21 protein-coding genes are annotated in these 25,570 nt (G+C 65.3%); 14 read left to right on the forward strand and 7 right to left on the reverse strand.

Annotated features, from left to right (window positions below; genetic code table 11):
• The first annotated feature begins 69 nt into the window (after positions 1-69).
• The 8 genes from DK926_RS23720 (at position 70) to DK926_RS23755 (ending at position 7,498) form a co-directional block, all read left to right on the forward strand.
• Positions 70-594, forward strand: a complete 525-nt coding sequence (locus tag DK926_RS23720; protein WP_068427316.1) for an MSMEG_0572/Sll0783 family nitrogen starvation response protein — start codon at positions 70-72, stop codon at positions 592-594.
• Between the two features lie 9 nt (positions 595-603).
• A complete protein-coding gene (locus tag DK926_RS23725) occupies positions 604-1,659 on the forward strand; it encodes an MSMEG_0568 family radical SAM protein (protein WP_114332433.1) in 1,056 nt (351 codons plus the stop codon).
• Entirely contained in the window at positions 1,659-3,050 is a 1,392-nt protein-coding gene (locus tag DK926_RS23730) for an MSMEG_0567/sll0787 family protein (protein ID WP_114332434.1), read from the forward strand. Before DK926_RS23725 ends, DK926_RS23730 begins: the two co-directional genes overlap by 1 nt.
• Positions 3,047-3,940 (forward strand): carbon-nitrogen hydrolase family protein, encoded by an 894-nt coding sequence (locus DK926_RS23735; RefSeq protein WP_114332435.1) that lies wholly within the window; start codon positions 3,047-3,049, stop codon positions 3,938-3,940. Before DK926_RS23730 ends, DK926_RS23735 begins: the two co-directional genes overlap by 4 nt.
• Complete coding sequence (locus DK926_RS23740; protein ID WP_114332436.1) at positions 3,933-4,226, forward strand: MSMEG_0570 family nitrogen starvation response protein; 294 nt, start codon at positions 3,933-3,935, stop codon at positions 4,224-4,226. Before DK926_RS23735 ends, DK926_RS23740 begins: the two co-directional genes overlap by 8 nt.
• Positions 4,223-5,479, forward strand: coding sequence for an MSMEG_0569 family flavin-dependent oxidoreductase (locus DK926_RS23745; protein ID WP_114332437.1), 1,257 nt, complete (start codon positions 4,223-4,225; stop codon positions 5,477-5,479). The genes DK926_RS23740 and DK926_RS23745 overlap by 4 nt, the downstream gene beginning before the upstream one ends.
• 4 nt (positions 5,480-5,483) lie before the next feature.
• Positions 5,484-6,320, forward strand: coding sequence for a carbon-nitrogen hydrolase family protein (locus DK926_RS23750; RefSeq protein ID WP_114332438.1), 837 nt, complete (start codon positions 5,484-5,486; stop codon positions 6,318-6,320).
• Positions 6,321-6,418: 98 nt separating this feature from the next.
• The gene (locus tag DK926_RS23755; RefSeq protein WP_114332439.1) at positions 6,419-7,498 is read left to right on the forward strand and encodes an MSMEG_0565 family glycosyltransferase; all 1,080 of its coding nucleotides are present in this window, start codon (positions 6,419-6,421) and stop codon (positions 7,496-7,498) included.
• Here the strand turns inward: DK926_RS23755 and DK926_RS23760 are convergent.
• The 3 genes from DK926_RS23760 to DK926_RS23770 are packed head-to-tail and all read right to left on the reverse strand — an operon-like array spanning position 7,465 to position 12,225.
• Positions 7,465-8,469 carry an adenylate/guanylate cyclase domain-containing protein gene (locus tag DK926_RS23760; protein ID WP_114332440.1) on the reverse strand — a complete coding sequence of 335 codons (1,005 nt, stop codon included), beginning with the start codon at positions 8,467-8,469 and terminating at the stop codon, positions 7,465-7,467. The two genes, DK926_RS23755 and DK926_RS23760, sit on opposite strands and share 34 nt — an antisense overlap.
• A complete protein-coding gene (locus DK926_RS23765) occupies positions 8,462-9,889 on the reverse strand; it encodes an HAD-IB family hydrolase (protein WP_114332441.1) in 1,428 nt (475 codons plus the stop codon). Before DK926_RS23765 ends, DK926_RS23760 begins: the two co-directional genes overlap by 8 nt.
• A complete protein-coding gene (locus DK926_RS23770) occupies positions 9,886-12,225 on the reverse strand; it encodes a glycerol-3-phosphate 1-O-acyltransferase (protein ID WP_114332442.1) in 2,340 nt (779 codons plus the stop codon). Before DK926_RS23770 ends, DK926_RS23765 begins: the two co-directional genes overlap by 4 nt.
• A gap of 147 nt (positions 12,226-12,372) precedes the next feature.
• Between DK926_RS23770 and DK926_RS23775 the strand changes: the two genes are divergently transcribed.
• The 3 genes from DK926_RS23775 (at position 12,373) to DK926_RS23785 (ending at position 16,195) form a co-directional block, all read left to right on the forward strand.
• Positions 12,373-13,104 carry a DUF6319 family protein gene (locus DK926_RS23775; protein ID WP_114332443.1) on the forward strand — a complete coding sequence of 244 codons (732 nt, stop codon included), beginning with the start codon at positions 12,373-12,375 and terminating at the stop codon, positions 13,102-13,104.
• 157 nt (positions 13,105-13,261) lie between these two features.
• Complete coding sequence (locus DK926_RS23780; protein ID WP_068427293.1) at positions 13,262-13,918, forward strand: peptidase S1 family protein; 657 nt, start codon at positions 13,262-13,264, stop codon at positions 13,916-13,918.
• Positions 13,919-14,164: 246 nt separating this feature from the next.
• On the forward strand, positions 14,165-16,195 hold the full coding sequence (locus DK926_RS23785) for an MFS transporter (protein ID WP_114332444.1): 2,031 nt from the start codon (positions 14,165-14,167) through the stop codon (positions 16,193-16,195).
• Positions 16,196-16,358: 163 nt separating this feature from the next.
• On the opposite strand, the gene ilvD is transcribed toward DK926_RS23785, so the two are convergent.
• Genes ilvD through DK926_RS23800 form a run of 3 tightly spaced genes read right to left on the reverse strand, consistent with a single transcriptional unit; the run spans position 16,359 to position 20,179 of the window.
• Positions 16,359-18,065 (reverse strand): dihydroxy-acid dehydratase, encoded by a 1,707-nt coding sequence (ilvD, locus tag DK926_RS23790; RefSeq protein ID WP_068427291.1) that lies wholly within the window; start codon positions 18,063-18,065, stop codon positions 16,359-16,361.
• A 44-nt stretch (positions 18,066-18,109) separates the two neighbouring features.
• Positions 18,110-19,558 (reverse strand): MFS transporter, encoded by a 1,449-nt coding sequence (locus DK926_RS23795; RefSeq protein ID WP_114332445.1) that lies wholly within the window; start codon positions 19,556-19,558, stop codon positions 18,110-18,112.
• A 6-nt stretch (positions 19,559-19,564) separates the two neighbouring features.
• Positions 19,565-20,179 (reverse strand): hypothetical protein, encoded by a 615-nt coding sequence (locus DK926_RS23800; protein ID WP_114332446.1) that lies wholly within the window; start codon positions 20,177-20,179, stop codon positions 19,565-19,567.
• A gap of 145 nt (positions 20,180-20,324) precedes the next feature.
• On the opposite strand from DK926_RS23800, the gene DK926_RS23805 reads away from it, so the two are divergent.
• Together DK926_RS23805 and DK926_RS23810 are read left to right on the forward strand one after the other, a co-directional pair.
• Complete coding sequence (locus DK926_RS23805) at positions 20,325-21,368, forward strand: ATP-dependent DNA ligase (protein WP_114332461.1); 1,044 nt, start codon at positions 20,325-20,327, stop codon at positions 21,366-21,368.
• Positions 21,368-22,450: a DNA polymerase domain-containing protein gene (locus DK926_RS23810; protein ID WP_114332447.1), complete on the forward strand. Its 1,083-nt coding sequence runs from the start codon at positions 21,368-21,370 to the stop codon at positions 22,448-22,450. Before DK926_RS23805 ends, DK926_RS23810 begins: the two co-directional genes overlap by 1 nt.
• Before the next feature lie 3 nt (positions 22,451-22,453).
• Here DK926_RS23810 and nhaA read toward each other — a convergent pair whose 3' ends face one another.
• Positions 22,454-24,316, reverse strand: coding sequence for a Na+/H+ antiporter NhaA (gene nhaA, locus DK926_RS23815; RefSeq protein WP_068427353.1), 1,863 nt, complete (start codon positions 24,314-24,316; stop codon positions 22,454-22,456).
• A gap of 226 nt (positions 24,317-24,542) precedes the next feature.
• Here nhaA and DK926_RS23820 point away from each other — a divergent pair, with 226 nt between their 5' ends.
• A complete protein-coding gene (locus tag DK926_RS23820) occupies positions 24,543-25,568 on the forward strand; it encodes a putative zinc-binding metallopeptidase (protein WP_114332462.1) in 1,026 nt (341 codons plus the stop codon).
• Positions 25,569-25,570 lie beyond the last annotated feature (2 nt).

A 25,570-nucleotide genomic window follows, 5' to 3' on the forward strand; every position in this document is an offset into this window, starting at 1 on the left:
ACATGGCCGAGGAGCACCTCCGACGCCATCCTCTTCTCCTCACGCACACGACCCTCAGGAGCCGACGCAGTGTCCGACATCGACAAGACAATCGCCGAGAACATCCAGAAGTCGCTCGGAGAGATTCCGCACCCCTCGTTGCCCAAGGGCAGCAACATCTACGGTTCCACCAAGATCTTCCCGGACTACAAGGCAGAGAACGGCGAAAGCTACTTCACGTTGGTGCACGGCATCGCGCACGAGTCGTCGGTCAGCTTCGTCGCCGTGCTGCAGGCAACGCGCGCTCTGCGCAAGGGTTTCGAGTCGGCCATGTACTTCTACGGTCCCGGCGCGATCAATTGTCTTGCCACGCGCGGATTTCCGACGACGGGCGATTCCGGATTCCCGGGTGAGCAGAACATCAACGACTCGCTCGCGACCTTCATCGCCGAGGGCGGAACGGTGTTCTGCTGCCGCTTCGGTCTCGCACTGCACGGTGGCCGCGAAGAAGACCTGATCGAGGGCGTCATCCCGGCGCATCCGCTCGACGTTCAGGACGCGCTCATCCACTACGCACGCAAGGGCGCCATCATCAACTCGACGTACATGGTCTAGGAGCTTGTTATGTCTGTCGGTGTGCGAGTAGATCTGGCGCTCCTCGGGATTCGAGGAACGCCACCGGTCAACAGAACGGCCGGCGCCGGGCCCAGCGACGACGGGCATGTCCGAATCGATGGCCTCGGCGCGGCCATCCCTCGAAACCCGTCGAGCCCGTACGTTCTCGACGGAGACCGAATATTGTTCGACGGCAACGACATCGGAGTGGACATAGAGGCCGTCTCCCGGCCGAAATTCTACGATCTCGAGACCGCCGACGGGATTTCCTACGAGAAGATCGCCAAACTGCACGGCTCCAGCGTCCTCGCGACGACGGTCATGCAGACCTGCATCCGGTACGACCCCGAACAACGGTGCCGCTTCTGCTCCATCGAGGCGTCACTCGACGCGGGGGACACCATTGCCGTCAAGACGCCGGCGCAGCTGGCCGAGGTCGCCGAAGCCGCCGTCCGACTCGACGGCGTCACCCAGATGGTCATCACGACCGGCACGTCGGCGGCGAAAGACCGTGGTGCGCGGCACATTGCGCGTTGTGTCGCAGCGATCAAGGCAGCTGTTCCCGATCTGCCCATCCAGGTGCAGTGCGAGCCACCCGGCGATCTGCAGACCATCACCGATCTGCACGACGCGGGTGCCGAATCCATCGGGATCCACGTCGAATCGCTGGACGACGACGTTCGCCGAAAGTGGATGCCGGGCAAAGCAACAGTCCCGATGGACGACTACCGGGCGGCATGGGCCGAAGCCGTCCGCGTGTTCGGACGAAACCAGGTGTCGACCTACCTTCTCGTGGGCCTCGGCGAGGACCCGAACGAATTGGTCTCGGGTGCAGCCGAACTCATCGAGATGGGTGTCTACCCGTTCATCGTTCCGTTCCGGCCGCTCGCAGGAACGTTGGCCGTCGACGTCGACCGTGCGGTCGCACCGAACCGTGACGTGTTGGAGGACGTGACGCGCCGCGTCGCCAAGGAACTTCAGGCCGCGTCGATGCTCGGTACGGACCAGAAGGCAGGCTGTGCTGCGTGCGGTGCCTGCAGTGTTCTCCAGAATGCGGGTGGCTGATGTACACCGACTTGGCCGGGACCGCGGTCGCGACGTCGCAGGCCCCGTTCCTGATCCACGAATGCGGTGGCGCAACCGAACTCGACGCGTATCGACGCCTCAGACGCGACATCTTCGTCACCGAGCAGGGTCTGTTCACGGGTTCGGATCATGACGACGTCGACGACGACCCGCGTACCGTCGTCCTGATCGCCCGCAGCGCCGACGGCATCGTCCTGGGTGGTGTCCGCCTTGCGCCCTGCACGGCACGGGATCTGGGGTGGTGGGCAGGCAGTCGTCTCGTCGTTTCGTCCGACGCCCGCGCATCCGGCGTCGGACCTGCATTGGTCCGAGCGGCGTGCGCGCACGCCGAGAGCCACGGCGTCCTGAGATTCGACGCGACGGTCCAGAGACAGCACGAGAAGCTGTTCACCAGGCTCGGCTGGGTCCGGCGCGGCGACCTCGACATCCACGGTGCACCGCACGTCGCGATGAACTGGCCGATCGACCGGATCGAACGACTGGTGTCGGCGACCAAGGCCATGCTCGCGGGGGTACTTGCGCCCCTGAAGGCGCAATCACTGGGGCTGGGCGCCAGAGGCTTTCGCGGAGACGACGGGGTCCCGGTGCCCGGAAGCGACGTCATCGCCGCATGTGACGCGATCATCCCGTCGATGGTCGATCGGGATCCCGAGTGGGCCGGATGGTGTGCGGCGCTCGCCAACTTGAACGATTTGTCGGCCATGGGTGCCAGAGCCGTCGGCATGCTCGACTCGGTCGGAGCACCCACACAGTCAAGGCTCACGCGCATCATCCGGGGTCTTGCCGATGCGTCGCAGGCGTGGCGGGTTCCGGTGCTCGGTGGCCACACCCAGGTCGGGGTCCCGTCGTCCCTGTCGGTCACGGCGCTCGGCAGCACGCCGTCGCCGGTCCGCGCGGGCGGTGCTGCTGCCGGCGACGTCCTCACCCTGACCGCGGACATCGAGGGCGGATGGCGTCGCGGATATCAGGGACAGCAATGGGATTCGACGTCGCGACGCACGTCCGAAGAACTCGACGAGATGGCGTCCTTCGTCGCCCGCACCGCACCCAAGGCGGCCAAGGACGTGTCGATGGCCGGTCTCGCCGGCACGACGGGCATGCTCGCCGAAGCGTGCGGTACCGGAGCCGTCCTGGATGTCGCCTCCATCCCCACGCCGACGACTGCGTCGGTGGGCGAATGGGTCACGTGCTTTCCAGGGTTCGCGATGATCACCGCGGACCGTCCCGACGCGTCGCTCGCGTCGTCGGGACCTGCAGTCTCCGCTCGCTGCGGAGAGCTCACCGACACTCCGGGCGTCGCGTTGCGATGGCCCGACGGAATCACCACTCGCGCAGTTGCATCGACCGTGACTGGATTGGGAGAAGCATGAACATCCACACGAACACCGTCACGATTTCCGTGGCCGCCGCCGAGTTCGGCCGCGACATGGAACAGGGCTACAGCACCATCGCGGCGCTACTCGAAGAAGCGCGTCACCGCGGAAGCCAACTCCTGGTACTTCCCGAGGCCTGCCTCGGTGGGTACCTGCCGAGTCTCGGGGGCGGGGACGAGTCGGAGGAGTCGCGGCAGCGTCGGCTCCGAAGCTTGCCGCCCGCACTGGAACTCGACGGTCCCGAGTTGAAACGCGTCATCGACATGGCCGGTGACATGGTGGTCACCCTCGGGTTCTGCGAGAAGGACGGCGACACTCGCTACAACGCGGCCGTGACACTGAACGGTGACGGCATCCTCGGTTCGTACCGCAAGGTGCACCAGCCGCTCGGTGAAAACCTCTGCTACGACGCGGGAGACACCTACGAGGCGTTCGACACTCCGGTCGGACGCATGGGCATGCAGATCTGTTACGACAAGGGATTTCCCGAAGCAGCACGGGAACTCGCACTCGACGGCGCCGAAATCATCACCTCCATCTCGGCATGGCCGACCGCACGGACTGCGACGACGTCGAACATGGAGGACGATCGCTGGAAGCAGCGCTTCGACATCTACGACCGCGCCCGGGCATTGGAGAACCAGGTGATCTGGGTGGCCGCGAACCAGGCAGGCACGTTCGGTTCGCTTCGTTTCGTGTGCAGCGCGAAGATCGTCGGGCCGGGCGGTGAAATCCTCGCGGGCACAGGCGTCGAGCCGGGTTTGGCGACGGCAACTGTCGACGTCGACGGGCTTCTCGGTGCGGCGCGTGGAGGCGGTATGTACAACCTCCGCGATCGCCGTCCGTCGGTGTACAAGACGATAACGAAAGAGCCGGTCCATGCCTGAGATGAGATTCCAGGTCCGATGGCCGGATGGGCGTGAACAGTCCTGCTACTCACCGTCATTGGTGATGCACGACTACCTCGCACCAGGAGCGGAGTACCCGGTCGACGAGTTCGTCGAGCGGACGTCGGAAGCGCTCACGGTGGCCGGTGATCGCGTGCTGGCGAAGTTCGGAATGCGCTGTACGTCGGCCGCGCAGCAGATGGAGGAAATTCGCGACGTCGGTGCGGCATATACGGACGGCGGCGCCGTGAAGGTCCTGAGTATGACGGGAGCTGATTTGTTGTGAGAGAGACACATGAGGTGGTGGTCGTCGGCGGTGGGCAAGCCGGTCTGTCCATCAGCTGGCACCTGACGCAGCGCGGGATCGAACACGTTGTGCTGGAGTCGAATACGATCGCACACGAGTGGAAGGATTCCCGCTGGGACAACTTCACGCTCGTGACACCCAACTGGCAGTGCGTGCTCCCCGGGTTCTCGTACGACGGTGACGATCCCGACGGTTTCATGAAGCGCGACGAGGTGTACGACTTCGTCCGGCGGTATGCCCGAAGTTTCGACGCCCCCGTCCGTGAGCACGTCACCGTCACGTCCACGCGGCAGGGAATCGGGGGTGGCTTCGACATCGAGACCACCGCGGGGCCGATGCACGCGGACCAGATCGTCGTCGCGATCGGCGGATACCACGTCCCGACCATTCCGCGGTTCGCCGAAAAGCTCCCGAAGGACGTCATTCAGATCCACTCGTCGCAGTATCGGGGTTCGCACCAATTCCCCGACGGCGACGTACTCGTCGTCGGCACCGGACAGTCCGGCGCCCAGATCGCCGAGGACCTGCATCTCGACGGTCGACGCGTGCACCTCGTTGCCGGTACCGCGCCACGCGTCGCACGCTTCTATCGCGGCCGTGATTGTGTCGCCTGGCTGCACGACATGGGCATCTATGATGTCTCCATCGAGGATCAGCCCGGTGGCGTCGGCAAACGCGAGAACACGAACCACTACGTGACGGGTCGCGACGGTGGTCGCGACATCGACCTGCGTGCGTTCGCGACCGAGGGCATGCAGCTGTACGGCAGGCTTCTCGACGTGGACGACGGTGTCCTGCAGTTCGCGCCGACGCTGGAGGCGTCGCTCGATGCGGCCGACGCCGTGGCCGAGAGCATCAAGGACAACATCGACGCGTACATCGCGCGTGAGGGCATCTCCGCGCCCACCGAAGAGCGATACACGCCGGTATGGCGTCCGGAGGTCGAGACCACCGAACTCGATCTGGCCGACGCGGATATCACTGCCGTCGTCTGGTCCGTCGGCTTCCGTACCGACTACCGCTGGCTCGAGGTCGGTGCGTTCGACGGCAAGGGGCATCCCACGCACAATCGTGGCGTCAGCGCGGTGCGTGGCCTCTACTTCCTCGGGCTCCCGTGGCAGCACACGTGGGGATCGGGTCGGTTCGCGGCCGTCGCGCGTGATGCCGAGTTCCTGGCCGATCAGATCGGTCTGGAAATCAGTGCGGCACAACCGGACAAGTCGATGGTGTAGCTCGGTGACGTCGATCAGGATAGGCGCTCTGGCAGCACATTTCGGTCGCGATGTGCCTCGCGCGGTCTCGAAGATCACGACGATCGTCGAGAGCGCGAAGCGCGACGGAATCGACCTGCTCGTGCTGCCCGACGCCTCTCTCGGTGGATACATCGACAGCCTGCGCAACCCGGACGTGTCCGAGCTTCCGCCGACGCTCGACATCGACGGCCCGGAGATCGGGGCGATCATGGCAGCGGCCGGTGACCTCACGGTTTGCATCGGATACACCGAACTGTCGAACGGGTTGCGCTACAACGCTGCTGCGTGTCTGACGGGTGACGGTGTGCTCGGCAGTCACCGCAAGGTCCATCAGCCCGTGGGTGAGTCGCTGGCGTATGCGGCGGGCGATCGCTTCGAGGCCTTCGACACCCCTGTCGGTCGCATGGGCATGCTCATCGACTACGACAAGACGTTTCCGGAATCCGCTCGGGCACTTGCATTGGACGGTGCTCGCATCATCGCAGCGTTGTCCGCGTGGCCGGCGAGCGTCACCGACCGGGCGTCGAGTCTGCCGAACGACCGCCAGTCACGCCTCTTCGACCTGTACGACGCGGCCCGCGCGGCCGAGAATCAGGTCGTGCTGGTGTCGTCGAACCAGACGGGTGTGATGGGGTCGTTGCGGTTCCTGGGGCAGGCGAAGATCGTCGGCCCGGGTGGTGACGTCCTCGCGAAGACATGGTCCAAGGGCGGACTTGCGGTGTGCGACATCGACGTCGACGCCGAAGTAGATCGTGCCCGGCGGGTGCTGCATCACCTGAAGGAGCGCCGGGTGGATGCGTACGGGGGCACGTCGACATGAGAGTCGCCCTGGGAGTTGAGCCTGCGGAATGACCCGAATAGCACTGGGAGTGGAGCCTGCGGAATGACCCGAATTGCCCTGGGAGTGGAGCCTGCGGAATGACCCGAATAGCACTGCTCACGTACTCGTCGAAACCCCGTGGAGGCGTGGTGCACACGTTGCACCTTGCGGAAGCGTTGGCGCGCATCGGTGTCGACGTGACGGTCTGGTCCCTCGGACGCGGTGGCGACAGCGCGTTCTTCCGGCGGGTCGACCCGTCGGTCTCGATCAGGATGGTTCCGTTCGAGGCGCGAGACGACGAGTCCGTCGGCGACCGTATTCTGCGGTCGATCGATGTTCTGGGACAGGCGTTCTCGAACTCCGATTACGACATCGTGCACGCGCAGGACTGTATCTCTGCCAACGCCGTGGGGCCGTGCATCAGGACCATTCACCACCTCGACACGTTCACGACGCCCGCGCTGGCGGCATGCCACGAACGTGCCGTCGTTGAACCCTACGCCCGCATCTGTGTCTCGGCAGCGGTGGCCGAGGAGGTCCGCCGGGGGTGGGGCTTCGAGCCGACGGTCATCCCGAACGGTGTCGACGCGGGGCGATTCGAAGCAGCGGCGGCGTCGGGCGGCACCGAGTGGCAGCAGAAGCTCGGCCGTTACGTGCTCGCGGTCGGCGGTATCGAGCCGCGCAAGGGATCGATCGACCTGCTCGACGCGTTCGCCCGCCTGAATCGTCCCGACCTGTCTCTCGTCTTCGCCGGCGGGGAGACGCTGTTCGACTACCGCGACTACCGTCGTCGATTCGACTCGTACGCAGCGCAGTTGGGCATCGAGCCCATCATCCTCGGAACCGTCGACGACGACGAGTTACCGCACCTCGTCGCACAGGCGTCGGTGCTGCCGTTCTTCTCGACGAAGGAGGGGTTCGGACTCGCCGCGATGGAAGCGCTCGCAGCCGGAATTCCCGTCGTTGCACGGGATCTGCCGGTGTTGCGCGAGGTGTTCGGCGACGCGGTCACGTACGCGTCGGAACCGAAGTCGATGGCCGATCAGCTCGCAGCGGCACTGGATCGGCCGCGTGATTCGCAGGCTGGACGGCTACTCGCCCGGAGTCTCACTTGGGACGCTGCGGCGCAGAAGCACCTCGATTTCTATCGGTCCTTCTTGTTGCGGCGCAACGCATGAGGCTTGAGCTTGTGGAATCCGCGCACACGTAGTGATCGAAGCGACTTGACGTAGAATTCGGCGTCTTCCTGGAGAATCTCGGCCATCGTCGTGTCCACGAGGACGGTGCCGGGGTGTGCCGAACTGGTCAGTCGCGCAGCGATGTTGACCGTGGAGCCGTACAGGTCGCCGTAGCGGGCGAGGACGGGCCCCCAGGCGAGCCCGACGCGTAACTCCGGCATGTCCTCTTTCGCCTCGTAGGCGTCCTGCAGGTCGAGCGCGATGTGCGCGGCGTCCTCGGCGGTCTGCGCGCTGAACATCACCTCGTCGCCGACGTTCTTGATGATCGAACCACGTCCGCGCGCAATGATGTTGGAGGCGATCGACTCGAATTCCTCGAGCAGCTCGGTCAGTTCGTCGACCCCGATGCGGCGCGTCAAGCTCGTGTACCCGACCATGTCCGCGAACCCGACGGCCACAGTGCGACTGGTGGTTTCCTCGCCCGGATCCGCGATGGACCGGCCCGCCGTCGCCGCGAGGTGGCGTCGCCACGTGTAGGACTGCAACGCTTCGAGCGTCGGGACGGTCTGTGCGGCAACCTCTCTGGCGTTCTTGCGCACTGCGTCGATATCGGCGCCTTCGGTCGACCGGTCGTGGATATGGCTGTTGACGACGCCGACCTGCCACTCCGTCAAGCGCGACATGGCCTGCCCGAGCGTGCGCGCGATCGCGACTTCCATGTCGGGTTCGATGACGCGTCGCTCGGTCAACCCGGTCAGAAGGCGGAGGGCGTCGAGATCGGCGTCGGTGTAGACCACTGCCTCGGGATCGGTGTGCAAGGGAAATCCCATGGCCGTCCACAATTGGACGACGCGCTCGAGGGGAATTCCCGACTTCTCGACGATGTCCATTCGAGTGTATTTCGGTGTTCCCCCGAGGAGAGTCTTCTCGATCTCCCGCTGTACTACGAAACTGATGTCACTGTCAGGCATGTCCCAACGTTCTGTCGAAGAAGGATCGGACGTCGTCGATGTAGCTGTCGATCTTCTCGGGGACCCAGTCCTCGGTGGAGATGGGTTCCCCGACGGTTACTCTGACCGTACCCGAATGGGCGGTGAAGTCCTTCTTCCACATGACGTCGCCTGCGTTGTGGATGACGATCGGGACGATAGGAACGCGCGCCTGCATCGCGAGGTGGAATCCGCCTTTCTTGAAGCGGCCGAGACGAGACGTCGGCATCCGTGTTCCCTCGGGAGCGATGGCGACGGAGATGCCCGAGTGCAGCTTCTCGATGGCGGGCTTCATCGCTTCCCGTGCCTGCGCGGGATCACCACGATCGATGTAGGCGACGTCGAACATCGCGCCCAGCAACGCGAACCGGATGTCATGCCCCAGTTCGCGTTTGGCGACGGCGGTGATGTCCTTGCGAAGGATCGACGCCACGATGACGGAGTCCGCGGTGCTCTGGTGGTTGAACATGAACACCGCCGGTCGGGCCGACCACGCGTTCTCGGTGCCGGTGACGTCGAGCTTGATGCCCGCGATCGTCAGGGCTATGTCCGGGGCGATCGTGGAGGTGATGTTGGCGCCGGTGCGTCTGCTGCGCGTCAGCAGGCCAAGTCCGAGGCCGAGACCTGCGCTCGCGAGCACCGATCCGAGTGCGGCCGTGCTGCGCACTGCCGACACGAGGTCGGTTCCCCGCTTCGGGTTCTGGAGCCGGAGGATCGGCCAACCGACCCGAGTGGCGTGCCGCGTCATCTCGTCGTCGGGGTTGAGCGCGACGGGCAGGCCGACCTCGGACAGGAACGGAATGTCCTCGCCACCGTTGGAATAGCCGAAGCATCCGGCGAGGTCGAGGCCCTCCCCCGCGGCGTAGTCGGCCACCGCCTGTGCCTTGCGCGGACCCCACAGCGAACTGCCGACGAGCTCGCCCGTCAGAACGCCGTCGACGACGACCGGTGTGGTGCAGAGGAGTTCGTCGACCATGAGGTCTTCCTGGACCGGAATCGCCTGGTACGGCGTCGCCGACGTCGCCATCACCACGCGATGGCCTGCACGTCGATGAGCCTCGACGAGAATGCGAGCCTCGGGGTAGATCATCGGCGCGATGTCGTTGCGGAACAATGCGTATGCCTGTTCCATCAGGTCTGCTTCGCGACGCCCTTCCAGCCCCCTGACGGCCTTGCCCATCAGATTGTCGACGGGCGAGCTCTTCATCCGCATCTCGACGACGGCACTCGAGATCTCCCACAGTTCGTGCACCGTGACGTCGAGCGTCTTGAGTCGTTCGAGAAACACCGCTTTCGCGGAGAACCCGTTGATCAAGGTGCCGTCGAGATCGAAGAACGCAGCGGTGTCGGGTCCGGTAGGTGCGGCGGCGATGGCGCGTAGTTGCTCGGCCAGATCGATCATCGAACCTCGTCCCCACTCTCGTCGGACACCGTGTCGCCGGCCATCGGGCCCGGAACGTTCAGCGGGTCGACGTCGTCGAGCATGCGGTGCGCCATGTCGCGGATGACGCGTGCCTTGCGTGCCCACTCGTTGATCTCGCGTGCAAAATCCCGTCGACGCTGCGCGAGGTTCTCCCCACCGGGGTCGACGAGCTTACGGTTGTCGGCCAATTGCAGTGCGGTGTCGAACAATTCGCCCGAGATGGCCTCGCTGTGATCGAGTTGCTGTCGCAGTCGCCTGGCCTGAGCGGCACCGAGGCATTGCGCAATGAACGACGGCTTGTCGAGTTCGGCGTCCACCGGGAGGAGCAGGAGTTGGTCGGCGACGACCTGGTACGCCTCGAGAATGGGCTGCAGCACGCGGTGCGCGAGGTGTAGATCCTGCATCTCGATCTGGCGCGCCGCATACTCCGGATCGGCGAGATTGTCTCGCCAGTCGGGATCGATCAGCGCGACCTCCGCCTCCAGTCGCTGCCCGAAGTCCTTCTTGTCGCCGAAGAAGAACTCGAACTTCAGCAGATCCCGCAGTTCGAGCGCAGCCTTCCACATCGATTCCGGCGTCGACGCCTCGGTCTGATCTCGGTCGGGAAGCACGACGAGTTCGCCGATGGCACGCATGACGAAGTAGTGAATCGCGTTGTTGCGGAAGAACGCGGCGACGAGATGCTTGTCCTGCGCCAGGTAGAAGACCGGTTCGGGTCCGTCGTCGAAACGCTTCACGACGCCCGCATTGACCTGGGCGACGACGGCACTGCGCACGACGTCGACCTCGCTGATGTCGACGCCTCCAGCCGTCGGGAGGCCTCGTTTCTGCATGTAGCGTGCGAGCGGCGAGATGATCGCCCACATCTCGTGCACGTTGAGCGCACGATCCTCGATGCCCAGCAGCGCCATCGTGACGAGCGCAGCGGGCGTCACCGGAGTCGTGTCGTTGATGGCGTGGGCGACCGTCAGCGCGATCTTCTGGACCGCGACGCGTTTGTCGTCGTTCTCGGCGAGGATCGATCGCACCGAGATGGGTTCGGCGAACGTCAGATACACGTTGCCGCGCAGCTTGCCCTGCGCGCGGATGTACCCGATCAACATGCGGATGCCCTCGGCCTGCTTCTGTGCCCCGTGCGATTCGGCGGCCATCGCGCCGACCTCGTGCAGGCGGTCGTACGTGATGGACGTCGGGACGAGATAGACGTCCTCGGCGTCGCTGCTCTCGAGCGCGTCGACCAGATAGGTCAGCAGACCGAACCGCGGTGGTCGCAGTTTGCCCGTGCGGCTGCGTCCGCCTTCGATGTACCACTCGAGGTTGAAACGTTTGCCGAGCAGGAAGCTCATGTACTGCCGCAGTGTCCACTTGTAGATCTCGTCGGAGAACTTGCGCTGGATGAGTACGACGCCGCTGCGTTTGGCGATGGGTCCGAGCGGCCAGAAGCCGACGTTGATGCCGCCCATCACGTGGTTGAGGGGAAGGCCTTCGGTCAGCAACGCCGGACGCAACACGAGGGGGTCGAGGTACGAGCGGTGGTTCGGCAGAAACACCAACGGATAGTTCTTGTTGAGTTCGCGGACCTTCGCCAGGTCGGTGCGGTCGACGTCGACGCGGTACGCGCGGGAGAAGTAGGCCCCGAGCGTTCCCCACATCTCGACGGCTCGACGGGTTTCCGTGGCCACCATCTCGTGCAGGATCTCGTGCACTCGACGGTTGACGTCGGCGACGCTTTCGCCGACCTCGGCGGCGAGTTCCGCGATGCCGTCGTGAAACTTCTTCTGTTCCGTCATGTCCTCGACGACGAACCGAGGAATCTTGTACTCGGAGCCGATGACGTCGCGTTCGGCCTTGTCGAGTGCCAGCGTGGCCTGCCTGCAGATGAACGACGACAGCGACTTGCCGCCGGTGCGATCGAAGCGAGTCTCGAGTTCGGTGAGTGTTGCCGGAGCACCGATCAGCACCTCGGAACGGTCGGGGTCGTCGCCCTGCACCCAGCGTTGCCACACCCGCGTGGGCTTGGAGTTGCCGCGCGGCGCGAACATTCGACGCAGCAGCCCGTTGCGCTTCTTCTCCGTGAGCGTGACGCGCAACGGAACGAGAAGAGGATCGTCGCCGACGGTGCGAACCGTCTCGACGATCTGATGTGCGCTCTCTCCGAACAGAACTATCGACGGCGGCCGCGTCTCGCCGTCCGGAGTGGTCGAATCGATCCACTGATTCAGAGCCTGGACCTCGAGGGTCGATGCCGCGTCGAGAAGATAGACCGGCTGGCCCTCGTACGTTTTGCTCTGCGCGCCGGCATCGACGTGATACATCGAAATCCCTCCCGTTCCGCACCCCGTAAACAGGTACGCCGTCAGGTTACGCGTGACGCGGCCCACACGAAGGGGGTTCGTCGTTGATGCCGACGTGCGGCGAGTATGGGACAGTATTCGCAAACACTTTCGAGAGAGGTTCGCCCGATGCCACCGCGTAGACGTTCGACCGCGAACGAGTCCCTGACGCCCGAGAACCTCGAAACGCTGGCGAATGCGCTCGCCGCAGGCAAGCGGGCGACGGTGTATCTCATCGAGGCGACGCCGAGTCTCGGGCTGCCGGAAGGTACGTCGGCACGCGTGGTGTCGATCGCGGGCAACACCGTCACGATCAGTCCCAAGGGTGTCAACGACGAACTTCCGTTCGAGGCCGACGAACTCCGCATGACGCGCAACCCACCCGGCGGTGCTCCCAAGCCTGCTGCGCCCGCAGCGCCGAAGCCCGAGATCGCCGAATGGACCGAGCCCGCGGCCGAACCCAAGCCCAAGCCTGCGGCCAAGCCGGCGGCGCCGAAGCCGGCCACGCCGAAGCCCGCCGAGGTCTCCAAGCCCGCCGCGTCACCCAAACCCGCCGCGCAGTCCGCGCGGAAGGGGAAGAAGGGACCGGACAGCGTCAGCGTCACCATTCATGCAGGCGCCGACAACGACTGGTCCGTGACGGTCACGCATGGAGCGCGCAGGCCGGGCAAGGCGCAGCCGGTGTCGCCCGAGTCGGTCTCGCGCGCCGTTCGGGAGCTCGGTTACGACAGCGCTGTCCAGGCCGTCGAGGCCGTCATTTCCCATGCCAGGGAGGAAGCTGCGCAGCGAGTGGCCGAGCTGAGTCGTCAGCTGGAGGAAGCGCAGTCGATGCTCGCAGCCCTCGAAAGCGGCACACAGTAGAAGGAACGAACCGAACGAACCGGACGAATCGCTGCTCCGCGCCGGATAACGAGACGGACACCGATGCCCTAGTCGTGACGAGAACGTTGACCGACATGGTCGTCCCGAGGTCGCAGTTATTGCTAGGGTTCTGCGGACACCGCTGGAGAGGGAATTCATGTTGAAGAAGTTCATGCTCGTCGCCGTGGCCGCCGCAGCCGTCGCGGCAAGCGTCGGCGTCGGGACCGCATCTGCTGCAGCCCCGGCGGTCCTCGGAGGTGGATCCGGGATCATCGTCGACAGCGCCGCAGAGTGCACTCTGACGACCATCGGCAATGATTCGTCGGGTCGTCTCGTCGGCCTCACGGCAGGTCACTGCGGTAACGCAGGCGCGACCATCGTCCCCGAGTACGACCCGAGCGCAGGAGTCGTCGGACGCATCGCCTTCTCCAACCCGGAGTACGACTTCGCGGTCATCGAGTTCGACCGTTCGAAGGTCATCCCGACCAACCATGTCGGCAACGTGACCATCACACAGGTCGGTCCGCCCGCGCTGTTCCCGAACATCGTGTGCAAGGAAGGCCGCACCACCGGTAACACGTGCGGTATCGCCTACGGCGACATCCTGCAGTCGCAGGAAACCTGGTCGCAGCTGTGCGTCGTCGAAGGTGACTCGGGTAGCCCGGTCGTCGTCGGCACCACGCTCGTCGGAATGGTCAACGCATACCTGGGTGTTGCGTGCTTCGGCCCGCAGGTCGGTACCAACATCGATGCGATCCTGCGCCAGATCAACGCAGGCAACGCAGTGGGAGCCGGATTCGTCCCGATCCCGTAGCGGGTTTTACGGCCGAAGGGGCCGTCGTGTTGGTACTCCAACGCGGCGGCCCCTTCGTTGTTGGGGGCGGTGTCGTTGGTGGGCAGTGTCGTTGTTTGTGATCGGTGACAAGAACGGGGCGTGAATTCCGCTGCGGCAGTGAGATGTAACCGGCCACTGTAACGGCCACCACACCGATTTGCACGCGTCGACGCGCCCTCCATAGGCTTCGTGCCTCTGAGCTTTCGGTGCTTCTGGGGGGAAGACATGACTTTGCTTGCGATGACGCCTGTCCACGAGATGGAGAAGCCGTACGCCGGACGGTGGGCAGCGCTGGGCGTGTTGTGCCTGAGTCTGCTGGTCGTCGTCATGGCGAACACCTCCCTTCTCGTCGCGGCTCCGGCGATGACGGTGGATCTCGACCTCAGCAGCGCGGACCTCCAGTGGGTCATCGACGGATACACCGTCCCGTACGCGGCACTGATGCTGCTGTTCGGTGTGATCGGAGATCGGTACAGCCGACGCGGCGCACTGCTCATCGGATTGATGATGTTCACCGCCGGATCGCTCGCGGGTGCATTGACGGAGGCGACGGCAGGTGTCGTACTCGCCCGCATCGTCATGGGCGTCGCTGCCGCCGTGGTCATGCCTGCCACGCTGTCGCTTCTGGTGGCCACGTTCCCGAAGCACGAGCGGGCGACGGCCGTGACCATCTGGGCGGCGACGTCGGGATTGGCGATCGCGATGGGTCCGTTGCTCGCCGGATGGCTCCTCGAAAGCTATTGGTGGGGTTCGAGTTTCCTGCTCAACGTGCCGATCACGGTCTTCGCGATCGTCGCGGCGGTGCTCGTCGTTCCGCCGTCGCGCGCCGCGGACACCGGGCGGATCGACTGGCTCGGCGGTGTCCTGTCGGTGCTCACCGTGTCGGCGACCGTCTACTCGATCATCGAGGGATCGCACTTCGGATGGAACGTCGGGCCGGTCTATTTCGCTGTGATCGGCGTTCTCGGAGCGGCGGCGTTCGTCGCGTGGGAACTGCGACACCCCAACCCGCTGCTCGACGTCCGCGCGTTTCGCTCCCGCGTGCTCTCCGGCTCCGTCCTCGCGGTCCTGCTGTTCTTTCTCGTCACCTTCGGCGCGATCTACTATGTTGCACAACATCTTCAGTTCGTACTCGGCTCCGGGCCCGTGTCGACGGGAATTCACCTGCTCCCGCTTGCTCTCGCGGTGTTCGTGGGATCCGGTATCACCGAGTTGCTGACGCCCCGGCTCGGCATGAAGTACACCGTGACGGCAGGGATGGTGCTCGGCACTGTCGCCGTCTGCACGATGATCGGAACGCGTTCCGACGCAACGTATGTCGACTTTCTCCCGGCGCTGACGATGCTCGGCCTCGCGATCGGGCTCAGCGTGTCCCCGTGCACGGACGCGATCATGGCGCAGTTTCCCGACGGTAAGCTCGGCGTTGCGGGCGGACTCAACGACACGGCACTGGAACTCGGGGGTTCGCTCGGAATCGCGATCCTCGGTTCGGTTCTGGCGACGACCTACCGCGGTGGCGTCGTCGACTTTCTCGCAGACTTCCCTGGCCGCACGCCGAGCGGTGAGCCGACGGCGCAGGCGGCCCAGGCGGTCGAGGCGTCGAGCGACTCGGTGGCCGGGGCGGTCATCGTCGCAGACATGTTGCGGGACAACCCATTTCTGACCGGTTACGCAGATTCGCTGGAGGTCACCGCGGTCGAGGCCTATGCTGCCGCCGTCAGCCACACGTCGGTGATCGCGACGGTGGTGTTCGGAGTCGGCGCAGTGCTGGTGGCAATCCTTCTACCGGCGTCGCGGGAGCGTCGGGTCGTGACGGTGACGCCGATCGTCGACGAGGGAGTCGCTCACGAGATCGCCGAGTTGGAGGAGATGCTGGGGCAACCGTCGGCACCGAGCCCGCCCGTGGCGGAATCGCTTGTCGACGACGAACTCTCACGCCCGAGCATCTACCAGCTCGCGGCGAAGGTGTTCGAACTCGAAGCGGCGGAGAAGACGGAGACGCGGCTCGCCGACCACGGTGACCGCGTCACCATCCACCAGCTGGCGCTTGCCGACATCGCCCGCAGGAGGCGCGAACTCGCGGAGGAGGAACTCGACGCGGCACTCGACCTCGCCGAACTCCCCGTCATGCGTCGGGCGCCGAGACCCGTCAACAGGCCCGGGCAGCTGAACATCTACCAATACGCCGACTCTCGGCACCGTCACGACACCGAGATTCAGGAGCGGTCGAGCTCGATGTGGGCGATGCCGCTGTAGTCCCCTTTCCGGCATCGATGGCACGCGGTAACCGTTAGACAGTTGCCGCGGTCCATCGATGCAGAACCCCTTCCGGCATCGATGGCACGCGATAGCCGTTAGACAGTTGCCGCGGTCCATCGATGCCGACGAGCGGGAGTCGATGCCGACGAGCGGGAGCCCGCTAGATCAGCACAGCCCCGTTCGACGCCGAGCCCACGAGCTTGGAGTACTTCGCCAACACTCCTCGCGTGTAGCGCGGAGGAAGCGGAGCCCAACCCTGTTTGCGCGCTTCGAGTTCCGCGTCGTCGACGAGCACGTCGAGGGTTCCCTCGGCAACGTCGAGGCGGATGCGGTCACCGTCGCGAACGAACGCGATAGGCCCGGCGTCGACGGCTTCCGGCGCCACATGCCCGACGCACAGTCCCGTCGTTCCGCCCGAGAATCGGCCGTCGGTGAGAAGCAGAACGTCCTTGCCCAGTCCGGCTCCCTTGATCGCGCCGGTGATGGCGAGCATCTCGCGCATACCGGGGCCGCCCTTGGGGCCTTCGTAGCGGATGACCACGACATCGCCCGCGGAGATGGTGCCGTCGGCGAGCGCGTCCATCGCGGCGCGTTCGCGCTCGAAAACCCGTGCGGTGCCGGTGAACACGTCGGAGTCGAATCCGGCCGACTTGACGACGGCTCCGCCGGGGGCGAGTGAACCCTTCAAGATGGTGATGCCGCCGGTCGGATGGATAGGTTCGTTCATGGCGCGCAACACCTTTCCGTCCGGGTCCGGCGGCGCGATGTGAGCGAGGTTCTCCGCGACGGTCTTTCCGGTGACGGTCAGGCAATCACCGTGCATCAGCCCCGCGTCGAGCAGCGCCTTCATGACGACGGGCACTCCGCCGATGGCGTCGACGTCGGTCATGACGTGCTTGCCGAACGGTTTGACGTCCGCGAGGTGCGGGACACGCGAGCCGACCCGGGTGAAGTCGTCGAGGCTCAGTTCGACCTCCGCCTCGTGAGCGATCGCGAGCAGGTGCAGCACCGCGTTGGTCGACCCGCCGAACGCCATGACGACCGCGATGGCGTTCTCGAATGCTTCCTTCGTCAAAATGTCTCGCGCCGTGATTCCGCGTCGGAGCAGTTCGACGACGGCCTCGCCGCTCGCGTGCGCGAACTGGTCACGTCGACGATCGGGTGCAGGAGGAGATGCGCTGCCGGGCAACGACATTCCGAGCGCTTCGGCCGCGCTGGCCATCGTGTTGGCGGTGTACATGCCGCCGCACGCGCCCTCACCGGGGCAGATGGCGCGTTCGATCGTGTCGACGTCGGCGCGGGACATCAGGCCGCGCGAGCAAGCACCGACGGCTTCGAAGGCGTCGATGATCGTCACCTGGTGCTCGCTGCCGTCGGACAGGGTCGCGAAACCGGGCAGCGTGGATCCCGCGTACAGGAACACGCTCGCGAGGTCCAAACGGGCTGCGGCCATCAGCATTCCGGGCAGCGACTTGTCACACCCGGCGAGTAGAACCGAACCGTCGAGCCGTTCGGCGCTCATGACGGTCTCGACGCTGTCGGCGATCACCTCACGTGAGACAAGGGAGAAATGCATGCCCTCGTGGCCCATCGAAATGCCGTCGGACACCGAGATCGTGCCGAATTCCAGCGGGTACCCACCCGCCGCGTGCACGCCCTCCTTGACTGCTTTCGCGAGTCGTTCCAGCGACAGATTGCACGGGGTGATCTCGTTCCACGACGAGGCGACGCCGATCTGCGACTTGGTCCAGTCGTCGTCGCCCATTCCGACGGCACGCAACATGCCGCGGGCCGCGGTCTTCTCGAGGCCGTCGGTGACATCGCGGCTGCGCGGCTTGACGTCCGGTGACTCGTTCTCGGTCGACATGACTCTCCTGACCTATCGCGGATGGGCTGTATCCAGTCTTGACCCTAACGGTGTTCCGACGGGCTCACGGCCGGTGACGACATATCGCACCGCGCGTGGCATTCCATGGACTCGGGATCCGACCTGCGTTCGCCGCGGATCATGACGGCTGCAATCGCGGCACCGACGACGAGCAGGACCGCGCAGATGACCATCGCGGTGTGGAATCCGTTCGAGAACAGTGTCGGGTCGTCATCGTCGACACCCGATATCCCCGCGAGACCGGGGAGCGCCGCAACGGCCAGCAGCTGGCTCGTCCGGGCGACGGCGTTGTTGACGCCGGAGGCGATACCGGCACGGTCGGTCGAGACCGCCCCCAGCACTGCCCCGGTCAGCGGCGCGACGAGCAAGGACAGGCCGAGACCGAACACGGCGACGGCAGGAAGGACGTCGAGGACGTACGACGCACCGGGCGAGATTCGCAGCATCAGCAGAAGTCCCGCGGCGGCGACGAGCGGACCGATCGTCATCGGGATGCGCGGGCCGATCCGCTGCGCGATGCGTCCGGTCCTCGCCGACAGCAACAACATCAGCACGGTGATCGGCAGTGTCGCGACGCCTGCCGCGATGGGCGAGTAGCCCAGTGCCAATTGGAGTTGCAGCACGAGCAGGAAGAAGACCCCGCCCAGCGCCGCGTAGACGGCGAGCGTCACGAGATTCGCGGCCAGGAACACACGCGACGAGAAGAGCGACGGCGGCACGAGAGGGTTCCGCGATCTGGCCTCGACGACGAAGAACGCGGCGACCCCCACGACACCGAACCCGACGACGATCCACTCCGACGCGATGAACCCGTACGTCAGCAGCCCGAGCGCGACGGCCACCACCGCGGCCCCGAGGAGATCGAGACGGCCCTCGGCGTTCCGATCTCGGCTTTCCGGAACATGTTTCACGGCGACCCACACGACGGCGATCGCCAGCGGGATGTTGAGCAGGAACACCGATCGCCATCCCGCGACCTCGACGAGCCAGCCGCCCAGCAACGGCCCGATCGCCGACGCCACCCCACCGAGTCCGGACCACGCACCGATGGCAGCGCCGCGATCGTCGGAGTCGATGGACGCGGAGATCAACGCGAGGCTGCCCGGCGTCAGCAGCGCCGCACCGACACCCTGCAGTACACGCGCGGCGACGAGCACTTCGATGCTGGGCGCGAGCCCACACAGGATGGAGGCGATCGCGAACCAGACGGTGCCCCAGACGAACACCCTGCGGCGGCCGAGCCGATCACCGAGCGATCCGCCGAGCAGGATCAGCGACGCGAGCGACAACGTGTAACCACTGACCGTCCACTGCAATCCGGCCACTCCGGATCCGAGATCACGGCCGATCGCGGGCAGTGCGACATTGACGACGGTGGCGTCGAGCATCGCGAGCGACGAGCCCAGCACCGTGGCAGCGACGATCCAGCGCCCGCGCGCGGACGCAAGCGGTATCGACACTGCGCTGCTCACACCTGGTTACAACTCCTCGACACACACCATGAAGTTGCGATCCGAGTAAGCGTAACCACTGTCTGCCGGGTCGGAGCACTGGTTGACATCGGTGGTGTTCGGCAGAATCTCGACCACGCGCACCGTGTTGCTGCCGGGGCTGGTGCAGTCGGCGCGCAGCGGATCGTCACCGGAGAGCTCCATGCAACCGCCGATCACCCAGTCCACGTCCAGGCACAGCGCGCCCTGCTCGACGCCCCCGTACGTCTCGTAGTAGTACTGATCGGCGTCGGGCGAGCACTGGTCACCGGTCGGCACCTTGGCGATCACCTTGTAGTTGGATTCCTGGCTTCCGCACGTCGCGTTGTCGATCGTCGCGTCGGACATCGTTCCCCCGAGTTCGACGCAGTCGCCGATCTCGACGTCGATGTCGACGTCGCCACCGATGTCCTCACCCTGCTGTCCGGGAGGTGTGCTCGGGCGTTCGGACGTGGTGGACGTCGTCGACGTGGCGATCGCGCCGAGGTCGTCGGCCGGAACGGCACGGGGAGTGACGTCGGAACCGCAGGCGGTGAGAATCAGCAACGCACAGGCGGATGCGCCGAGGGCAGCACCACGAAGCGTTCGGCCGAAGTGAGTCATCGATCGTTCCTAGCTGTGAGTGCTTTCGTTGACGGGCGCAACAAAAATATCCGACCAACCGCCCGAAAGCATCACCGACGTCCAACCCGTCGGTTCGATTCCGTTTGCAGCGACGGTGTCGGAGCGATGGGGCAGTATTGAGGTCGTGGACCTACCGGTGGAATGGCCTCTGCAACCGATGCTCGCGAAAGCTGCGAAAGCGGTGCCTCCGCAGCCCGCGGACGGCCCGGCCCAGTGGTCGTACGAGCCGAAGTGGGACGGCTTCCGCGCGATCGTCTTCCGCGACGGGGACGAGGTGATTCTCGGATCGCGTGGCGGCAAGGATCTGGCGCGCTACTTTCCCGAACTGGTGGCCGACATCAAGCGCGAACTTCCCGAACGGATCGTGGTCGACGGGGAGATCGTCGTGCCCCGTGAGATCGACGGCCGCACGCGTCTCGACTGGGACGCGTTGTCCGAGCGGATCCATCCCGCGGAGAGCCGCGTGAACATGTTGGCGGAGAAGACTCCGTCGATGTTCGTCGCGTTCGATCTCCTGGCGCTCGGGTCCGACGACCTGATGAACACGCCGTTCGACGAACGCCGCAGGCGCATGCTCGACGCGGCCTCCGGCGGCGATCGATGCCAGGTCACCAGCGCGACCGACGACGCGGCCACCGGGGAGCGATGGCTGGAACAGTTCGAAGGCGCAGGCCTCGACGGTGTCGTCGCGAAGAAGCTCGAAGGCGTCTACCTGCCGAACAAGCGCGAGATGATCAAGGTCAAGCATGCGCGGACGGCCGATTGCGCGCTCATCGGATATCGAGTGCACAAGTCCGGCAACGGAATCGGATCGCTGCTTCTCGGCCTGTACGACGGCGACCAACTTCGCATGATCGGTGGGGCGTCGGCGTTCACCGACAAGCGGCGCGTCGAACTGCTCGAAGAGCTGCAGCCACTGCGCACCGGCGAGGACCCGAAGTCCGCCGAACCCAACCGGTGGACGTCGAACAAGGACCGCAGCTGGGTGCCGCTGCGCATCGAGCGCGTCGTCGAGGTGGCGTACGACCAGATGGAAGGGGAACGGCTGCGGCACGCGGCACGGTTCCTGCGCTGGCGTCCGGACCGTGAGCCGACGTCCTGCACCTACGACCAACTGGAAGTGCCGGCAAGTTACGACGTCGCGGACGTCATCGCGGGAGGACACTGATGCCGTCGAAGACTCCGCCCGCATACGTCGAGGCCGGTGGACGCGAGGTCCGAGTGTCGAGTCCGGACCGCGTCATCTACGAGGCCACCGAGCGCACGCCCGAGATCACGAAAGTTCAGGTGTGCGAATACTTCGCGTCCGTCGGTGAACCGATGATCCGTGCCATCGGAGACCGTCCGACGGCGATGGAACGCTGGCCCGACGGCTACCGGGAGGGCATGCGACTCGCCGTCGGACCGCAGGATCGTGAGGGCGACGGTTTCTATCAGAAGCGACTGCCGAAAGGCGCTCCCGACTGGATCGAGACCGTCGGGATCAAGTTTCCCAGCGGCCGGTCCGCGGACGAGCTGTGCCCGCGCGAATCGGCGGCGTTGGTGTGGGCGGCACAGATGGGCACGTTGACGTTTCACCCGTGGCCGGTTCGACGCCCGGAGGTCGACAAGCCCGACGAACTGCGCCTCGACCTCGACCCGCAGCCCGGCACCACGTTCGCCGACGCCCAACGCGTGGCCGAGGTGACCCGCGAGCTCCTCGAGGAACTGGGGCTACGCGGCTACCCGAAGACGAGCGGCAACAGGGGAATTCACATCTACGTCCGCATCAGGCCGGAGTACACGTTCGAGCAGGTGCGGCACGCGGCCATCGGACTCGGACGCGAACTCGAACGCCGCGACGACGGCGTCACGACGAAGTGGTGGAAAGAGGAACGCGGAGAACGCATCTTCCTCGACTTCAACCAGAACAACCGCGACCGCACCATCGCGAGTGCGTGGAGCCTTCGGGCCAAGTCGGGGGCGCCCGTCAGCACGCCGATGACGTGGGACCACCTGAAGTCCGTCACCGATCCCCGCGACTACAACATCGTCACCGTGCGCGACTACCTGGCCGACGGGGATCCGTGGGAGGACATGGACGGCGAGTCCTACTCGCTGGAACCGCTTCTGCACCTGTGGGAGACGTTGCCCGGGGGAGAGCTCAACTTTCCGCCGGACTATCCCAAGATGCCCGGCGAACCTCCTCGCGTACAGCCGTCGAAGAAAGTCGCCGAGCATTGGGACGAACAGGGCAATCGCGTCGAGTAGCGGCTAGACCGTCCGCGCCACCTCCAACTCCCGGATGAGCGACGCGGCGTCGTACGGTCCGGTGTGCCGGATCAGATCCTTGTCGCCGATGCCGAGATAGAACGTCGGAGTTCCCTCGACGTCGCTGGATTTGGCGTCGAGCTCGTCGTCCTCGACGCGGACCACGTAGTCGCCGGTGCGTAGGTCTTCCTCGAACCGCTCCATGTCGAGACCGAGTTCTTCGGCGTAGCGGTCGATGTCCTCGGGCAACAGTGCGTCGCTGTTGGTGAACAGCACGTCCGCCATCTCCCAGAACTTTCCCTGTGCCGCAGCCGCTTCGCTCGCCTGAGCGGCGTACCGCGCATGCGGGTGGTAGTCGTCGAGCGGCAGATGGCGGAAGATGTAGCGCACGTCGTCACCGAAGTGTGCTCGCACTTCCTTGATGCTGCCGGTCGCCTTGCTGCAGAACGGACATTCGAAGTCGCCGTACTCGACGATGGTCAGCGGTGCGTCGACGGGGCCGCGAATGTGATCGCGTTTCGGGTCCACGCCTCGAAGGATCTTGTGCGACATCTCTTTACGCGGCGGGTGGACTCGTTCGTCGATACGGAACAACAACCACCCCAGAGCGGCAGCGATGACCGACGCGGCCAGGACGCCCACGCGGGCCTCGTCGGCGAGCAGTTCGTCGTCGAGAGCCAGGTCGACGATGAACAGCGAGATCGTGAACCCGATTCCGGACAGTGCGGCACCGCCCGCGATGTGCGACAACGTGAGTCCCGGTGCGAGGGCGTCGGGACGAATCTTCGAGAAGATCGCTGCGGCACCGGTGATGCCGATGAGCTTTCCGAGGACGAGACCGACGACGATTCCCCACGTCAACGGGGACGTGGCGGCAGCCCGGAGCGTCTCGCCGCTCAGTGGAACGCCTGCGTTGGCCAGCGCGAAGATCGGCACGATGATGAACGCGGTGTACGGCTGGTACAGCCGCATGAGACGTTCGTTGACCGAAACCGCTTGATCCAAGCCGAGTCTCGCGGCCCGCGCGTACTCCGGGTTCGGTGACTGACGGAACGCGCGGGTCAGATCGGCGGCGCGCTCGACCTCGCGTCGACGCGGCGGGTAGACCGGAAGAATCAATGCGATCATGACGCCGGCGAGCGTCGGGTGAACACCCGATTCGTAGAACGCGACCCAGGTGGCGACCGAAACGACGAAATAACTGATGCCGCGCCATACTTGGAGTTTGCGCAGCAGCGCGATCGCTGCGAGTCCGACGAATGCCAGTGCGAGCGCACCGATGTCGAGGTCGTCGGTGTAGAAGAACGCGATGATTGCAAGCGCGCCGACGTCGTCTGCGACGGCGAGCGTCAGCAGGAAGATGCGCAGGCGCGCCGCCTTCTTGGGTCCGACGACGGCGAGCGCGCCGAGAACGAATGCGGTGTCGGTCGAGATGACGACGCCCCACGCACCTGCCGCTTCGCCGGACGGGTTCAGCAGCAGGAACAACACGGCGGGCACCGCGAGTCCGGCGAGGGCGGCGACGATCGGGATGCTCGCGCGCGAGCGGTCGGTCAGCTCGCCCATCGCGAATTCGCGTTTGACCTCGAGGCCGACCACGAAGAAGAACAGGGCCATCAAGCCGTCGTTGACCCAGTGGGCGAGGTCAAGGGAGATTCCGTGACCGCCGATCGAGATCGACAACTCGGTGTGCCAGAAAGTGTCGTAGGTGTCGCCGAACGGCGAGTTGGCCCACAGCAACGCCAGAAGTGTCGCTGCGAGAAGAAATCCGGCGGCCAAGGTTTCGCTGTTCCTGGCGCCGCGTGATTCGCCGAGCCGCTGAGCGAGCCTGCGAACCGGGGACATCGTCGGTGTCATGTCTGCCATCGGTGACGGTTTCCCCTCGATCGGTTTCGGTTACGTGCAGTCCGGGAAAACCCGCGCAGACAACCCAACCGCCGCCACTCCGAATTGCTTCCACATCGGTATCGTGTGCGGGGCTGCCTGCAAGTATTCGTGTATTCGCAGGACAGCATAGATCGGTCGGAGGGTCTTGTTCATGCGTCGGCGCAGCGCCGTCGCGGGAGTCTGTGCGGAACGAAAGTCGGAAAGCATGCGTGATTTGATCTGCCGCAAGTGTGGTCAGAAGCTGTCGTTCGAGAACTCCTTGTGCCTGAGCTGCCAGAGTGCGCTCGGGTTCCACCTGCCGTCGAGAGCGATGCTCGTGCTGCCGGACAAGTCGGAGGACGGTGCAGCGGAAGTCGACGTCGACGGCACGACGTGGCGAGTCTGCGCCAACCTCGACACCGCTCGGTGCAACTGGCTCGTCGACACCTCCGAGGGCGAGGAGCTGTGTATCTCGTGCAGGCTCACGCGGACACGGCCTGCCGACGACGACCTCGACGCAATGGTCGCGTACGCCGACGCCGAGACGAACAAGCGTCGCGTCGTTCTCGAACTGACCGAGCTCGGTCTACCGATCATCGGCCGTGACGCCGACCCCGAGACCGGACTTGCCTTCGATCTGTTGTCCAGCGCCGACCAGCAGGTGATGACGGGTCACGCCAACGGACTGATCACCCTCGACCTCGCCGAGGGCGACGACGTCCACCGCGAGCAGCTTCGGGTGTCGATGGCGGAACCGTATCGAACCCTCGTCGGTCACTTCCGACACGAGATCGGCCACTTCTACCAGATGGTGTTGGTCGGGACGGGTGAGCATCGCGCACGGTTCGAGGAACTGTTCGGCGACCCCGACACCGACTACCAGGCTGCGCTCGACCGGCATTACAGCGAGGGCGCGCCCGAGAACTGGGAAGACGACTACGTCTCGTCGTACGCGACGATGCATCCGGCCGAGGACTGGGCCGAAACGTTCGCGCACTATCTGCACATCCGCGACACCCTCGACACCGCGGCGGCGTTCGCGATGGCGCCCGCGGGATCGACGCTGGACAGCGCGCTGCCGGGCGACATCGGGTTCGAGCAGATCATCGAGTGGTGGCTCCCGCTGTCCTGGGCGCTCAACCAGATCAACCGGTCGATGGGCCACCAGGATCTGTACCCGTTCGTGCTGCCGCCCGCGGTCATGGAGAAGATGCGGTTCGTGCACCTGCTGATCGCACCGAACGTGGTGTAGCG

This window comes from Rhodococcus sp. Eu-32, from assembly GCF_003336925.1.
GTDB lineage: Bacteria > Actinomycetota > Actinomycetes > Mycobacteriales > Mycobacteriaceae > Rhodococcoides > Rhodococcoides kyotonensis_B.